This is a genomic window from Vibrio sp. D173a (assembly GCF_030248475.1).
In genome coordinates this window covers 1-602 of sequence record NZ_JAHGAH010000332.1, presented here as the reverse complement: position 1 = coordinate 602, position 602 = coordinate 1, and the positions used below count along the sequence as shown (strand labels likewise).

Genomic DNA, 602 nt, shown 5'->3' with positions numbered 1-602 from the left:
TGCTGAGCACTCCATTTGATTCAAAACTTCAGATTGGCTTTCTGTTAACGTCGACTGTCTTAATATGTCGAGCATACCCAAAACCGAGTTTAAAGGGGTTCGAATCTCATGACTCATCATAGCGAGAAATTCAGATTTTGATTGGTTAGCGCGTTCTGCTTCTTCTCTTGCTTTAGCAAGTTGCGAAGTACGCACCTCTACGATACGTTGTAACTTTTCTTTCGTTTCAATATCGATTACCGCTCTTTCTATCAGAGGTCGAAACCGCCTAAGGGTTTCTTTGTTTTCGATACTAAAGTGCCCTTTTTGCGCGCCAACAAGTATGATGATAGTTTGCGTAACTTCAGAGCGAATACCAGTTAAAAGCATGGAATTTACCTGACTTTTAATAAAGGAGTTAAGCCCCTCAAACTCCTTTAACCGCATTGGTTCAAACAGCAAAATACATTCACCATTGAGCGCCCTCTCTGATGCGTTACCCGGTAACCAACTAGCTCTATCAAAGACGCTATTTGTCGATAGAAGTGTTTTGAAATTTAGTAAGCGCTCCATAAAACCCGCATTCTAATCGCCTAGCGCGAAGAATAAGATCAAGTCTCCAA

The 602-nt window shown here is 41.4% G+C and carries 1 pseudogene; it reads right to left on the bottom strand.

The annotated features are described in order from the left end of the window. Window positions 1-537, bottom strand: a pseudogene (locus tag KIV40_RS25370) (histidine kinase dimerization/phospho-acceptor domain-containing protein); the annotation flags it as partial. Window positions 538-602: the final 65 nt, after the last annotated feature.